Genomic DNA, 13,451 nt, shown 5'->3' with positions numbered 1-13,451 from the left:
CTGGGCCTCCTGCCGTGCTGACGGGCGCGCTCCCGATGGGGTGCGGGACAAGATGCCCCGCTGCGGCCGGTGGTGATGCTTTCAATGGTGTCGAGCCGCCAAGTCGGCCATTGGGGCACGAACTTGGTGTCTGTCAGGCTTTCGCCGGCTCCCTTTCGGCCTGCGGCGTGAGCCGGCGGATGCCGAAGTCGCGGGTGAGGGGCGAGAGCCAGGCCAGCAGTGCGGAGAAGACGATGCCGCTCCAGCAGAAGACGGCCCACGGCAGGAAGTCGAAGTTGGCCACGCCCAGCGTCGTCGCGAAGAAGGCGCCGGAGACGGTCCAGGGCATCAGCACCTCGGTGATGGTGACCGAATCCTCCATGCTCCGCGAGAGGTTGGTCGGGTGCAGGTTCCGCTTCTTGTACGCCTCGCCGTAGAGATCGTTGATGAGGAAGAAGGTGACAAGGGCGTTCGAGGTGCCGTTGATGACGGTGAAGCCGGAGAGCAGCGTGGCCGTCACCAGGCTGCCGGTGGAGCGCAGCTTGTCGATCAGCTTGCTCAGCAGAAGGCGGAGTACACCGGAGTTCTCCAGCGCCGCGGCGAAGAAGAACGCGCAGAAGACGAAGAACGCCGAGCTGTACATCGAGGTCAGGCCGCCGCGGTTGAGCAGTTCGGTGACCGGCGCGGAGACATGGCCGGGCAGCATCTCGGTGGTGAAGCCGGAGACGGCGGCGTCGAATGTGTCGGCGATGCTGAAGCCCTGGACGAGCACGGCGAGTACGACGGCGGTCATCGAGGACAGGAAGAGCACGATCAGCGGCGGCTTGCGCATGACCGAGCCGATGAGGACCACCGCGGGCGGCAGGAGCAGCACGGGGTTGAGGACGAAATGGTCGTGCAGCTCGGCGACGGTGCGGTCGATGACGTCGAGGTCGACCGATCCCGCGTCGATCGACAGTCCGGCGAGCAGGAAGACCGCGATCGCGACCAGAGAGGACGGCACCGCCGTGTAGAGCATGTGGCGGATGTGCTCGTAGATGTTGGCGCCGGCCGCCAGGGAGCTGATGTTCGTGGTGTCGGAGAGCGGCGAGAGCTTGTCGCCGAAGTACGCGCCCGAGACCACGGCACCGGCGGTGATCGCCAGTGAGATGTCCATCGTGGCGGCGACGCTGATCAGTGCGACGCCGATCGTGCCGGCCGCGCCCCAGGACGTGCCTGTGAACGTGGCGACGATGGCGGTGACGACGAAGGACAGGACGTAGAGGTACGACGGGTTGATCAGGTCGAGCCCGTAGTTGACCATGAGCGGGACGGTGCCCGCGATCATCCACGTGCCGATCAGCATCCCGATGCTCAGCAGGATGAGGATGCCCGGCAGGGCTCGCTTGATCTTCTCGCCCATGTCGGTGAGGACCTGGTCGAGGCCGACGCCGTGGAGAGCGGCGAAGACGGTGAAGACGATGGCCGCGAAGATGAGCATCAGCTCCGCGGGGAACTCCAGGATCCCGATACCGACGACGAAGACCGCCAGGGTGATGACCACCGGGATGAGCGCCACGGCGAGCCGCGGCTGGGGGCGTACACGTTTCTCGGCCTGCTCGGCGGACGCCGTGTCCTGCTGAAACTCCATTGTTTCCTCTCGGGCAAGAGCAGTGGTGGCGTGGGACAGCCCTCAGCGGGCGAGTGACGCGAAAGCCCGGTCGAGGTCCTCGATCTGGCTCTGCGCGCCCTCCAGCCCCACGGAGAGCCGGATCAGGCCGCCGAGCCCCCGGGCGGGGTCGTCGGTGGAGCGCATGGGCGAGGTCACGAGGCTCTCGTAGCCGCCCCAGCTCGGGCCGATCCGGAAGAGGCGCAGGGCGTCGATGAACCGGGACACCCGCGCGAAGGTGCCCTCCCGCAGCTCGAAGCTGAGGAGCCCGGAGAAGCCGCTGAACTGGGAGGTGATCACAACCTCGTCCGGGCCGTGGTCGGCGTACGGGTGGTGGACGGCGGTGACCTCGGGATGCGCGCGCAGATGGTCGATGACGGTGAGCGCGTTGCGCTGGTGCTGCTCCATGCGCACCGGGAGGGTCCGCAGCCCGCGCAGTACGAGGGACGCCTCCATGGCGGACATGACGGCGCCGAACAGCTGGTGGCCCTGGTAGAAGAGCTCGCGGATCGTGTCCCGGGAGCCGATCACCGCGCCGCCGATGACATCGCTGTGCCCGCCGATGTACTTGGTCAGGGAATGGACGACGAGGTCCACGCCCGCCGCGAGAGGCTTCTGGAAGAGCGGTGTGGACCAGGTGTTGTCCATCACCGTGCGGATGCCGTGACGCCGGGCGACCGCGGTCAGCGCCGGTACGTCCACGACCTTCATCAGCATGGTGCCCGGGCTCTCGACATAGATGAGTGCCGTGTTGTGGCGGATGTGCTCCTCGATGCCGGTGGTGGGGTCGGCGAGGACGGTGTGCTCGACCCCGAAGCGCTCCAGGTGCTGCGCGAGCTCGATCGTCGGGCCGTAGACGGTGTTGACGAAGAGCACGTGGTCGCCGCCGCGCAGCAGCCCGGCGAGGACCGCGCCGATGGCACCCATGCCGGAGGCGAAGCACTTCGCGGCCTCGCCGCCCTCGAGCAGCGCGAGACGCTCCTCCAGGAAGGCGACCGTCGGGTTGGTGCCCCGGCTGTAGACGAAGTTCTCGTGTTCGGCGGCCTGCTGCCGTACGAACTCCTCGAAGGACGGCTTGGCGAAAAGGCTCGTCTGGTAGACGGGCGGCGCCACGGCACCGGGTCCGGCGCCCGGGCCGTCCCAGGCGCTCATACATATCTGCTGGTCGGTGCTGTTCACTTGCGCCCCTCGTCGCGGCCTTGCGTGCGGACGTCGGCGGGTCGTCGAGTGAGCCGCCGAACGGACGTAGCTTGTAATATAAGCTGCTACGTGGTCAACACTTTCCGGCGAACGTGTGCGGCCGAGCGCATACGACCGGTACCGGTCCGGCACCGCACCGGGCCGCGCAGGCCGCCCGGCAGGGCCGGCGGCTCGGCAGGCCGCTGCTCAGTAGGATCAGATGCGCAGGCCGAATTCGATCGAGGGGCGAGCGCATTGAGGGACACGGCGGAGGGGGAGTCCGCACGGCAGCCGGCAGGACGCAGTGCGATGCGCGCCCAGCCACGGTCGCTGACCACACAGGTCGCGGAGTTCATCGAGGAACTGTGCGTGGGCCCGGACGTCGAGCCGGGGAGTCAACTTCCTCCCGAGGGTGAGCTCGCGGCACGGTTCGGGGTGAGCCGGGTGGTGCTCAGGGAGGCGATGAAGACCCTTGAGGCGCGCGGCCTGGTGCAGCGGCGCCAGGGCAAGCCGGCCGTCGTCGCCTCACCGAACGCCTTGCCGGTGGAGAAGTTCGTCGCGTTCGCGGTCCTGCGTGACAAGCGTGCCCTCATGGAGTTCACCGAGATCCGCAAGGCGCTCGAGGTGCACGCAGCCCGGCTCGCCGCGCAGCGCATCGCGGGCCCGGAGGAACCGCAGACCCGGCCGCACATCGCCCGAGCCCGCGAGGCGATCGCCGAGCAGCGCGCCGACCCGCTCGACATGCCCACCCGAATACGCACGGACGTCGCCTTCCACCAGGCGCTGGTGGCCGCCGCGGGCAACACCAGCCTGTCGCAGATCCTGGACGCCCTGGAGCGCTCACTCGCCGAAAGCCGGGAGGAGAGCCACCGGCGGTACCTGGCGACCGGGGCCGATCCCGCCCACTCCGCAACGGAGCACGAGGAATTGCTCGACGCCGTGTTGACCGGTGATCCGGCGCAAGCGGTCGCGGCGATGGAGCACCACCTGCACATCACGTTGCAGGAGATCGAGAGCCGCCCCGAGACGGACGGGGACGCGTAGGGGACGCTGCCCGCCCGCCGGGTGAGGGAGCACGCGGGGACCGGCCGAGGGCGGCGCGTCGGCCCGGGGTTCGGGGCCCGTACGGGCCGGTCCCGGGCTCGGTGGGGAGCTGAGTCCACCGCTGCCCGCCGGCACCCCCAGGGCCGGAGAACGCATCCGGTCCGGTAGTCGATATCGTGTGCCGTCATTGCCGCGTGGTGAACTCTCCGCGGCTGGTGGAAGGACGGAGCGTGTCTGGCTACCGGAAAATCTTGGGGTCCCTGCTGCTGATGGCAGTGCTGGCCGCTGTCGGGCTCGCCGCCAAGACCCCGCAGGTCACCCGGGCGGACGTGGCGCTGAACGAGGACGTGGCAGGTATCCGCAACGGTGGCCTGACCGTTCTGGCCAAGGCGGCGACGGCAGCAGCCTCCTCGACGGTCGGTGTGGCCCTGGCCCTGCTGATCCCCGTCCTGCTGTGGCTGGTACGCCGCTATCAGCAGGCCGTGCGCACACTGCTCCTGCTCGGCGGGGCCATGGCCGTCACCTTCGCCGCCAAGCTCAGCATTCACGAGCACCGGCCCCCGAAGCGGCTGTGGCTGATTCCCCCGGACAATCCCCACAGCTTCCCCAGCGGCCACACCGCCATCGCCACCGCTGTGGCCATGACCGCGTTCTTCCTGGCCGGGCGCCGATGGCGACCGCTCGTCCTGGTCTTGGGGGCGGTCTTCGCGGCGGGTACCGGCTTCGCCCGCATCTATCTGGGCGTGCACTACCTGCCCGACGTCATCGCCGGGGCGCTCGCCGCCGCCAGCGCCGGCCTGATGACCGCCGGGCTGCTGAGCCTGCCGCCCGTCCGCACCCGCCTGGACGCGCTCCAGCGGCCCGGCCGGCACCGCCGCACCCGCACCGGAGCTTCCCGCACCCGCACCGGCACGTGACGCCCGCCCGTCCGCCGCACCCCCGGGCCCACTGACCGCCGCAGCGCCGTCCGGTCGCGCTGATGACTGCGGCTGTCACCGGCCGTGCTCCCGCTGTCACCGGCCGTGCTCCCGCTGTGACCGGCGCGGCAGGCGGGGGGTGCGCCGGGGCGCCGGTGACGTACGCCGGGTACGGATGACCGGGTCGGCACCGGTGCACGACGCTGTGCGCACACGTCACGGGTCACGCGGCGACAGGCGGATCCCCTCCACGCCGGCCCCTCCACGCCAGCCCCTTCACGCCGGTCAGGCCCGGACGGCCCGCCGATGGGCCCTCCGCCCGACGCTCACCGCTCCAGCTCCTCCTTGGCGCGCTCCGGCAGCCGCAGGTAGACCAGGGCGGACAGCAGGCACAGCACGGCCACGTACCAGGGGAAGGCGTCCGGCATCCTCAGTTCCTCGAAGAGCGTGCCGACGTAGGGCGCGGTCCCGCCGAAGAGGGCCACGGCCAGCGAGTACGGGAAGCCGATGCCCGCGGCGCGGACGCGGGCCGGGAAGATCTCGGCGTTCACCGCCGCCGCGATCGCCGTGTAGCCGGTGAGCAGCACCATGCCGGCGCACTGCACCAGCAAGAGCGAGACGAACGAGTCGCTGACCGCGCGCAGCAGCGGCACGCACAGCACGGCGAACCCGACCGCGAAGCCCAGCAGCAGCGGTTTGCGGCCCACCCGGTCGGACAGCATCCCGCCCAGCGGCTGGAGCAGCATGAAGAACACCAGCGAGATCGTGCCGACCACGAGCGCGTCGCCCTTGTCGAAACCGGCGTTGACCTGCGCGTAGGTCGGCAGGTACGAGGTCCACACGTAGTAGGCGATCGTCCCGCCCGCCGTGATCCCGACGATGAGCAGGGACTCGCGCGGGTGGCTGCGCAGCGCGTCGAACAGCCCGGGACGCGGCCCGTCGGTGTGTTTCTCGCTGCGGGTCTCCTCCGCTCCGCGCCGTACCCAGAAACCGGCCAGGCTCAGCAGCGCCCCGATAACGAACGGAGCCCGCCAGCCCCACTGGTGCATCTGCCCGTCGTCCAGCGTGGAGACGAACGTGGCGGCGACCCCGGAGGCGACCAGCTGGCCCGCCGTCGTGGACACGTACTGGAAGCTGGAGAACAGCCCGCGCCGGCCGGGGCCCGCCGATTCCACCAGGAAGGTCGTGGAGGCGGCGAACTCCCCGCCCACGGACAGCCCCTGCACGAGCCGTGCGACCACCAGCACCACCGGGCCGAACACCCCGGCGAGCGCATAGGTCGGAGTGAGTGCGACCAGCAGGCTGCTGCCGCCCATGAGCAGAATGGTCAGTGTCAGCGCGGCCCGCCGTCCGGCCCGGTCGGCGACCGCCCCCAGCAGCAGCCCGCCCACCGGGCGCATGAAGAAGCCGACCGCGAAGACGGCGAAGGTGGACAGCAGCGGGACCAGCGAATTCCCTGTCCCCTTGGGGAAGATCTCGTCCGCGATGTAGGTGGCGAGGAACGAGTACGCGAACCAGTCGTACCACTCGACGCCGTTGCCGACGGAGGCCGCCAGCAACTGCCGGCCCGTCCGCCTGGGCCGTTCCCCCTCCGGGCCCGGCCGCCCCGGCTTTGGCCCTCCGGCCGCCTTCCGCGACTGCTCCGTCGACTGCGTCATCGATGCGTTTCCTCTCCCCGCACGCTTGCTCTGCGCACGGGGTAACCCGGCGTCCCCGCAGCGCCATTCCTGACACCGGGACCGTCCCGGCATGCGGACAGCCCCGCTCCCGCAGGCCCCGGCCGACCGGCGCTCGGAGGGATCCGGCGTACCCGCGCCAACTCCACGGCGGATCTGCCTGACTCCCGTCGACGGTGCAGGGCGGCTGCCTTCATGCGCAGGCCCAGCGGCGGCAATTGTGCTGGTTGTCACCCGTCGTGGAGGTGCAGTGCGGCGGTGCGGACCGCGGATATGACCAGTTCGACCGCCGCGTCGGTCAGGTGCGGGCCGATGGGGAGGCTCAGTACCTCGTCGGCCAGCCGTTCGGTCCTGGGCAGGCCGGTGCTCGGCGTGAGACGGTCCGCCGCGTAGGCGGGGGTCCGGTGGCAGGCCACGGGATAGTGGATCAGGGTGCCCACGCCCGCCTCGGCCAGCCGCTCGCGCAGTGCCTCGCGGTGCGGGGTGCGCAGCACGTACTGGTGCCAGACGGGTGTCGCCCAGGGGGCCACCTCGGGGACGGTGAGGCCGGGCAGTGGGGCGAACGCCTCGGTGTAGCGCTGTGCGACGGCGCGGCGACGGTCGTTCCAGCCGTCCAGATGGGGCAGCTTCACGGCAAGGACGGCGGACTGGATCTCGGGCAGGCGGGAGTTGGTGCCGCGCCGCTCGTGCTCGTACTTCCGCCGGGAGCCGTAGTTGCGCAGCAGGCGCAGCCGGTCGGCGAGTCCGGGGTCGTCGGTGACGAGGGCGCCGCCGTCGCCCAGCGCGCCCAGGTTCTTGCCCGGGTAGAAGCTGAACGCCACGGCGTGCCCGGAGCCCACCCGGCGCCCCCGGTAGGCGGCGCCGTGCGCCTGTGCCGCGTCCTCCAGGACCGCGAGACCGTGCCGTTCGGCCACCTCGGCGATCGGGTCCAGGTCGGCCGGATGACCGTACAGGTGCACCGGCATCACCGCGCGGGTGCGCGAGGTGACGGCCGCCTCCAGCAGTTCGGGATCGAGCAGGAAGGAGCCTTCGGCGGGCTCCACGGGAACCGGCCGCGCACCCGTCGCGGAGACGGCGAGCCAGCAGGCGACGAAGGTGTGCGCGGGCACGATCACCTCGTCGCCGGGGCCGATCCCCATGGCTCGCAGGCCCAGCTCCAGAGCGGCGAAGCCGCTGCCGGTGGCCACGCAGTACGTGTTGTCGCAGTACGCCGCGAAGGCCGCCTCGAACGCCTCCAGTTCCGGCCCCAGGAGGTAGCGGCCGGAGCGGGAGACCCGCAGCACGGCGGCGTCGATCTCCGCCTGGACTCCCGTGGCCGCGTGCATGTCCCGCAGATCGAAGAAGGGGACCTCGGTCATTCCGGCCTCCGGCAGTCTCGCAGGAAGTGCGCGTGGTCGCGGTAGTAGTCCGCCTCCTGGTAGTGCTGCGAGGCCAGCACCAGACAGACGGCGTCCGGTGTGAAGTCGCTGAGGTCCCGCCACACCATCGGGCCGACGTACAGCCCGGTGGACGGATCGTCCAGCCGGTACTCGGCCTGCCGGAAGCCGTCGTCGATCCGGATGGTGAAGCCGCCGTGGGCGGCGACGAAGAGCTGTTCCAAAGCGCGGTGCGCGTGGCCGCCCCGGGACGTGCCGGGGGCCAGGTCGTGCAGGAAGTAGACACGCTGGATCGGGAATCCGGCGGCCCATTCGGACTCGACGACCGATATGCAGCCGTGCTCGTTCCTGTGCTGCTCAAGCTGGATGAGCCGGCTGGGCTTGACCCTGCCGACGGGCGTACCGGTGGTGCTCGCTGCCATTGCGGCCATTCCTCGCTCTCGTCCGTCGTGTCCTGGGCACGAGCCGTGCCGCGTCGTGCCCCTACTCCCCGGCGGCACCGGCGGGGTGGGCGTCGCCCGTGGTGCCGGCGAGGCCGGCGCGGCGCGCGGTCACCTCGGGCCCGTGAGCGACGGCGGCCCGTACCACCTCGCTGATCACCTCGATGTCGGCGGTGCTGACCCCGGGCCCCGTGGGCAGGGCGAGCAGCTGCTCGCACAGCGTCTCGGCGTGCGGGAAGCCGCCCGGCACCGACGCGGCCGACTCCTCGCCGTACTGCCACATGCGGTGGATGGCCTGGGAGAAGTAGGGCTGGGCCAAGATGTTCTCCGCGCGCAGCAGATCGAGCAGCGCGTCCCGGTGCAGCCCCGCTGCCCGCTCGTCGACGGTGACCATCATGTAGTGGTGGTTGTTGCGGTGCCGCGGGTCGTATCTGACCGCCCGTACCCCGGGGATGCCGTCGAGTGCGGACAGGTACGCCTCGTAGTTGGCCCGGTTGTGGGCGACGGTGTCCGCGAGCGCGTCCAGCGAGGTGAGGCCCATCGCGGCGCACGCCTCGTTCAGCTTGCCGTTGGTGCCGAGCTGTTCGACCCGGCCGCCGGCCCCGATACCGAAGTTCCTCGCCTTCCGCGCCCGTTCGGCCAGCGCGTCGTCGTCGGTCACGATCGCGCCGCCCTCGAAGCTGTTGACGACCTTCGTCGCGTGGAAGCTGAACACCTCCGCGTCGCCGAAGCCTCCGATGGGGGTGGATTCGTGGGTGCAGCCCAGCGCCGGTGCCGCATCGAAGTACAGCCGCAGCCCGTGGCTCTCGGCGATCTTCTCCAGCCGCCGTACGTCGCAGGGCTGCCCCCACAGATGGACGCCGAGGATCGCCCGGACCCGCGGGCCGATCCGCGCCTCCACCTGGTCGGGGTCGATCAGCCCGGTCACCGGGTCGACGTCGCAGACCACCGGCCGCAGGCCCAGCCAGCGCACGGCGTGCGCCGTGGCGGGGAAGGTGAGCGCCGGGACGATCACCTCGTCGCCCGGTTCCGCGCCGGGGACCAGGTCGGCGACCAGCAGTTGCAGCCCCACGGTGGCGTTGCAGAGGGAGACGCAGTGCCGTACGCCCGCGAGCTGCGCCACCCGCTCCTCGAACTCGTCGTGCAGGGGCCCCATGTTGGACAGCCACTCGTTGTCCAGGGCGCGGTTCATCCGTTCCCAGAATCGTTCGCGGTCGCCCTGGTTCGGCCGGCCGACCCGGCGGTTGCGCAGGAACGCCGGCGGACCGCCGAACAGCGCCAGGTCTTCGGTGCCGCGTTTTGTCACCACGTCTCCCTCGCAGCTCTTCACCTCCCGCCAGGCCCCTCAGACGACTCGTTGCCGGTAGGCGCGGAGGGCCAGCGGGGCGAAGACGGCCGTGAGCGTCGCGGCCCAGCCGAGCGTCCACCACACCGAGGTGCCGAGGGGACCGCCCGACATCAGCGCGCGCAGTGCGGTCGCCTCGTGCGAGATCGGGTTGATCTTGGCCCAGGCCTGCAGCCAGCCGGGCATGGTGTCCGTCTCGACGAACACATTGCTGACGAACGTGAGCGGCAGCGACAGCACGCCGCTGAACATGTGCACCGTGGTGGCGGACCGGGCGCTCACGCCGATCGCTATCGACACCCAGGCCAGGCCTATGCCGAACACCAGAGCCAGCAGCAGCGCGGACAGCGCGGACAGCAACCCGGTGCGTATCTCGAAGCCTTGCAGCAGGCCCGCCACCAGCAGCATGAGGAGCCCGGCCGTCACCCGGGTCATATGGCCGAGCATGTGGCCGATCAGGGGTGCGATGCGGGCGATCGGCAGACTGCGCAGCCGGTCGAAGACACCGTTGGACATGTCCTGGTTGATTCCGGCGCCGGTGGTGAGCACCGACATCACCGAGTTCTGCACGATCAGACCCGGCAGGGCGTACTGGAGGTACGTCGCGGTGTCCCCGGAGATCGCACCGCCGAACACGTACACCAGCAGTGCGATGACCAGGAGGGGCTGGACGAAGACGAAACCGACGATCTCTCCGGGGTTCGCTTTCAGATGCAGCAGGTTGCGGCCCGTCAGGGAGAAGCAGTGCCGGGCGGTCGTCACGAGGCCCAGCCTGTGCCGGACGGGTGCTGTCGCGCTCGCGCTCATGTTCTGCTCCGTTCTGCCGCCTCGGCGGGCTCGGCCGTCTCGGCGGGCCCGGCCGCCTCGGTGGTTGCGGTGGCCGGGTCCTCGTGCCTGTTCTGGTGGCCGGTCAGCGACAGGAACACCTCGTTGAGGCTCGGCTTGCGCAGGGCGAGTTCCATCACCTCGATGCCGGCCTCGTCCAGCCGGCGCAGCACAGCCCCCGGCAGCGCCAAATCGTTGACGTGGAGACGCAGCTGGGTGCCCGCCACATGGGGCCGGGTCCCGCTCAGCTCGGCGACCAGTTTTCCGGCGGTCTCCAACTGGGCCGGGTCGGCCGGCTGGATCTCCAGCGTCTGCCGGTCCGTCTTCGCCTTCAGCTCCTCGGGGGTACCGGTCGCGATGCTCTTGCCCGCGTCGATCACCACGATGTCGTCGGAGAGCTGGTCTGCCTCGTCCATGTACTGGGTGGTCAGCAGGACCGTCGTGCCGCCCGTGACCAGACCGCGCACGATGTCCCACAGCTGGGAGCGGCTCTCCGGGTCGAGACCGGTGGTCGGCTCGTCGAGGTAGAGCACCGAGGGGTCGCCGACGAGGCATACCGCCAGGTCGAGACGGCGGCGCATACCACCCGAGTACGTCCTCGCCTTGCGGCCCGCGGCGTCGGTGAGCCCGAACCGCCCCAGCAGCTCCGCCGCCCGGCGCCGTGCGGCGGACCGGGAGAAGCCCAGCAGCCGGGCCACCAGGACGATGTTCTGCTGCCCTGTCAGGTCCTGGTCGACGGACGCGTACTGTCCCGTGAGGCCGATCAGCCGGCGGACCTCGTGCGGGTGGCGCGCCACGTCCCAGCCGCAGACCCGCGCCGAGCCCTCGTCGGGCCGCAGCAGCGAGGCCAGAATGCGCACCGCCGTCGTCTTGCCCGCGCCGTTGGGGCCGAGCACACCGAGCACGGTGCCCTGCCGCGCGGTCAGGGCGAGCCCGTCCAGCGCCGTGACCTCGCCGAACCGTTTGACCAGTCCCCGGGTCTCGATCGTGTAGGTCATCGGACCGCCGCTCTTTCGGGCTCGGGTGCCGTGGCCGGTTCGCTCAGCCAGCCCTCGACGAGCTGCGCGGCACGGGCGGGGCCGCCCGCCGCCATCATGTTCATGCGCATGCGAGCGACCCCTCGGCGGATGTCGGGAGAGTGCGTGACGGTCTCGACGGCTTCGCGCAGCCGCCCGGCGGTGACCTCTTCGCCCGGCAGCTCCACACCCAGGCCGAGTTCGGCCGTGCGTCTGCCGTTGACCCGGTCCTCCGGCGTGTAGGTGATGACCACCAGCGGCTTGCCGAACGAGAGCGCTTCCAGCATGGTGCTGATGCCGGAGTTGCAGACCACGGCCGACACATGCGGCAGTACGGTGTTGTACGCCAGCCACTCGTGCAGCTCGATCCCGGCGGGACGCGCTGCCGCCCCCGCTTCCGCGACCGCCTGCCGGCAGGCCGGCAGATTGCCCGGGCCGGTCGTCATCACCAGATGCCAGTCGCTGTCGGCGAACCCCTCGGCACAGGTCCTGAAGAACTCCGGACGGTCGTTCACCTCGGTGCCCAGCGTGACCAGCGCCACCGGCCCGTCCCCCGCGGGCCGGTCCCACGAGCCGGTCCCGGGGCGGTCGGCGGGCAGACTGTGCCCGGTGAAGGCGAACCGGCTGTCGAACGTCTCGCCCCGCGGCTGGAACTCCCTCGGCAGCAGGACCAGATTGCGGTCGTCGATACCGGCCATCAGCGACCACACGGCGTCCTGGCCCTTGCCCTCGCGGGCCAGGTGCTCCGTCACCAGCTCGACGCACTTGTGCATGCTCTCGCTCGCCTCGTCGAAGACCTCGAGGGCCAGCGAATAGTGCTCGTTGGTGGCGACGTACGGGAAGAGCTGCACGGTGGGGCGGCCCCAGCGCTGCGCCGCCGTACGCGCGGTGAAGAAGCTCTCCAGGTCGTACAGGATCAGGTCCGGGACGTCGTCGTCGAAGGACTCCAGGGCCAGCGGCAGGATCACCTCCATCGACTCGCGCAGGAAGCCCAGACCCAGGGCTCCGATGTCCTCGCCGGTCACGGCGCCGGCACCGAGCCGGCCGCGCCGTGAGCTGTAGGGGACCACCTCGGCGCCGAGAGCCGTCACCGGGGCGGCCAGCTTCTCGTCGAGCACGTAGCTGACCCGGTGGCCGAGCGCGATGAGACAGCGGCTGATCTCCAGCGTCGGATTGACGTGTCCGTACCCCGGGAACACGAAGACCGCGACGTGTTTCGTCGTCATACGTCCTCCTGGCTTCACCGCAGGGCCGGCTCGCTCAGCCGCTCTTCGATCAGCGACAGGACGTCCGCGGTGTGGTCGAGAAGATAGAAGTGGCCGCCGGGATACGTCCTCAGCTCGAAATCGCCCGCGGTGTGCGTGCCCCAGTCCGCGACCTCCTCCTGGCTCGCCTTGGGATCGCTGTCGCCGACCAGCGCGGTGACCGGACAGCGCAGCCGGGGCCCGGGGGCGTGACGGTACGTCTCGGCGGCGCGGTAGTCGCCCCGGAGGGCCGGCAGCACCATGCGCAGCATCTCCTCGTTGCCGAACACCTGCTGGTTCGTGCCGCTGAGGGCACGCACGTCGGCGATCAGCCCGTGGTCGTCCCGCAGATGCACCCGCTCGTCCCGCACCCGGGAGGGCGCCCGCCGGGCGGAGACGAACAGCCGTTCCGCGTACCTGCCCCGCTGCTCCAGCCGCCGGGCCACCTCGTAGGCCAGGGTCGCGCCCATGCTGTGCCCGAAGAACGCGAAGGGGCGGTCCAGGGCCGGTGCCAGGATCTCGGACACCCGAGCCGCCAACGTGCCCAGGTCGTCGATCACCGGCTCGTGACGCCGGTCCTGACGGCCCGGGTACTGCACGGCGAGCACCTCGATGCGGGGGCTCAGCGCCTGAGCCACCGGACGGTAGTAGGAAGCCGAGCCTCCCGCGTGCGGCAGGCAGATCAGCTGGACCTCGGCCTCCGCGCTCGGAAAGTAGCGCCGAATCCACAAATCGGTTTCGTTCATGCTGGCCTCTCTGGCC

The 13,451-nt window shown here is 70.7% G+C and carries 12 protein-coding genes; 2 read left to right on the top strand and 10 right to left on the bottom strand.

Annotated features, from left to right (window positions below; genetic code table 11):
* Window positions 1–133: 133 nt before the first annotated feature.
* Both nhaC and IO40_RS0112770 read right to left on the bottom strand, forming a co-directional pair.
* Window positions 134–1,609, bottom strand: a complete 1,476-nt coding sequence (gene nhaC / locus IO40_RS0112775) for a Na+/H+ antiporter NhaC (RefSeq protein WP_016467347.1) — start codon at window positions 1,607–1,609, stop codon at window positions 134–136.
* Window positions 1,610–1,651: 42 nt separating this feature from the next.
* On the bottom strand, window positions 1,652–2,806 hold the full coding sequence (locus IO40_RS0112770) for a trans-sulfuration enzyme family protein (protein ID WP_016467346.1): 1,155 nt from the start codon (window positions 2,804–2,806) through the stop codon (window positions 1,652–1,654).
* A gap of 309 nt (window positions 2,807–3,115) precedes the next feature.
* Between IO40_RS0112770 and IO40_RS0112765 the strand changes: the two genes are divergently transcribed.
* Complete coding sequence (locus tag IO40_RS0112765; RefSeq protein WP_016467345.1) at window positions 3,116–3,850, top strand: FadR/GntR family transcriptional regulator; 735 nt, start codon at window positions 3,116–3,118, stop codon at window positions 3,848–3,850.
* Between the two features lie 230 nt (window positions 3,851–4,080).
* A complete protein-coding gene (locus IO40_RS0112760; RefSeq protein ID WP_016467344.1) occupies window positions 4,081–4,767 on the top strand; it encodes a phosphatase PAP2 family protein in 687 nt (228 codons plus the stop codon).
* A gap of 326 nt (window positions 4,768–5,093) precedes the next feature.
* Here IO40_RS0112760 and IO40_RS0112755 read toward each other — a convergent pair whose 3' ends face one another.
* The 8 genes from IO40_RS0112755 to IO40_RS0112720 all read right to left on the bottom strand — a co-directional run bounded on the left by IO40_RS0112755 (window position 5,094) and on the right by IO40_RS0112720 (window position 13,435).
* The gene (locus IO40_RS0112755) at window positions 5,094–6,425 is read right to left on the bottom strand and encodes an MFS transporter (RefSeq protein ID WP_016467343.1); all 1,332 of its coding nucleotides are present in this window, start codon (window positions 6,423–6,425) and stop codon (window positions 5,094–5,096) included.
* A 248-nt stretch (window positions 6,426–6,673) separates the two neighbouring features.
* Window positions 6,674–7,801 (bottom strand): DegT/DnrJ/EryC1/StrS family aminotransferase, encoded by a 1,128-nt coding sequence (locus IO40_RS0112750; protein WP_016467342.1) that lies wholly within the window; start codon window positions 7,799–7,801, stop codon window positions 6,674–6,676.
* Window positions 7,798–8,241, bottom strand: coding sequence for a sugar 3,4-ketoisomerase (locus IO40_RS0112745; protein ID WP_016467341.1), 444 nt, complete (start codon window positions 8,239–8,241; stop codon window positions 7,798–7,800). The genes IO40_RS0112750 and IO40_RS0112745 overlap by 4 nt, the downstream gene beginning before the upstream one ends.
* Window positions 8,242–8,302: 61 nt before the next feature.
* Entirely contained in the window at window positions 8,303–9,565 is a 1,263-nt protein-coding gene (locus IO40_RS0112740; RefSeq protein ID WP_106963586.1) for an aminotransferase class I/II-fold pyridoxal phosphate-dependent enzyme, read from the bottom strand.
* Window positions 9,566–9,604: 39 nt separating this feature from the next.
* Complete coding sequence (locus IO40_RS0112735; RefSeq protein ID WP_016467339.1) at window positions 9,605–10,411, bottom strand: ABC transporter permease; 807 nt, start codon at window positions 10,409–10,411, stop codon at window positions 9,605–9,607.
* Window positions 10,408–11,427 carry a daunorubicin resistance protein DrrA family ABC transporter ATP-binding protein gene (locus IO40_RS0112730; protein WP_031175440.1) on the bottom strand — a complete coding sequence of 340 codons (1,020 nt, stop codon included), beginning with the start codon at window positions 11,425–11,427 and terminating at the stop codon, window positions 10,408–10,410. Before IO40_RS0112730 ends, IO40_RS0112735 begins: the two co-directional genes overlap by 4 nt.
* A complete protein-coding gene (locus IO40_RS0112725) occupies window positions 11,424–12,671 on the bottom strand; it encodes a macrolide family glycosyltransferase (protein ID WP_016467337.1) in 1,248 nt (415 codons plus the stop codon). Before IO40_RS0112725 ends, IO40_RS0112730 begins: the two co-directional genes overlap by 4 nt.
* Window positions 12,672–12,685: 14 nt before the next feature.
* Window positions 12,686–13,435 carry a thioesterase II family protein gene (locus tag IO40_RS0112720; RefSeq protein WP_031175439.1) on the bottom strand — a complete coding sequence of 250 codons (750 nt, stop codon included), beginning with the start codon at window positions 13,433–13,435 and terminating at the stop codon, window positions 12,686–12,688.
* Window positions 13,436–13,451 lie beyond the last annotated feature (16 nt).

This window comes from Streptomyces albus subsp. albus, from assembly GCF_000725885.1.
Classification (GTDB): domain Bacteria; phylum Actinomycetota; class Actinomycetes; order Streptomycetales; family Streptomycetaceae; genus Streptomyces; species Streptomyces albus.
Note: the sequence above shows the minus strand (reverse complement) of the source record. Positions and strands in the feature narration are given on the sequence as shown.

Excerpts from the sequence above, each read along its gene's own strand:
- nhaC (WP_016467347.1), bottom strand. The coding sequence starts at position 1,609 with ATGGAGTTTCAGCAGGACACGGCGTCCGCCGAGCAGGCCGAGAAACGT.
- IO40_RS0112765 (WP_016467345.1), top strand. The coding sequence starts at position 3,116 with ATGCGCGCCCAGCCACGGTCGCTGACCACACAGGTCGCGGAGTTCATC.
- IO40_RS0112755 (WP_016467343.1), bottom strand. The coding sequence starts at position 6,425 with ATGACGCAGTCGACGGAGCAGTCGCGGAAGGCGGCCGGAGGGCCAAAG.
- IO40_RS0112750 (WP_016467342.1), bottom strand. The coding sequence starts at position 7,801 with ATGACCGAGGTCCCCTTCTTCGATCTGCGGGACATGCACGCGGCCACG.
- IO40_RS0112745 (WP_016467341.1), bottom strand. The coding sequence starts at position 8,241 with ATGGCAGCGAGCACCACCGGTACGCCCGTCGGCAGGGTCAAGCCCAGC.
- IO40_RS0112735 (WP_016467339.1), bottom strand. The coding sequence starts at position 10,411 with ATGAGCGCGAGCGCGACAGCACCCGTCCGGCACAGGCTGGGCCTCGTG.
- IO40_RS0112730 (WP_031175440.1), bottom strand. The coding sequence starts at position 11,427 with ATGACCTACACGATCGAGACCCGGGGACTGGTCAAACGGTTCGGCGAG.
- IO40_RS0112725 (WP_016467337.1), bottom strand. The coding sequence starts at position 12,671 with ATGACGACGAAACACGTCGCGGTCTTCGTGTTCCCGGGGTACGGACAC.
- IO40_RS0112720 (WP_031175439.1), bottom strand. The coding sequence starts at position 13,435 with ATGAACGAAACCGATTTGTGGATTCGGCGCTACTTTCCGAGCGCGGAG.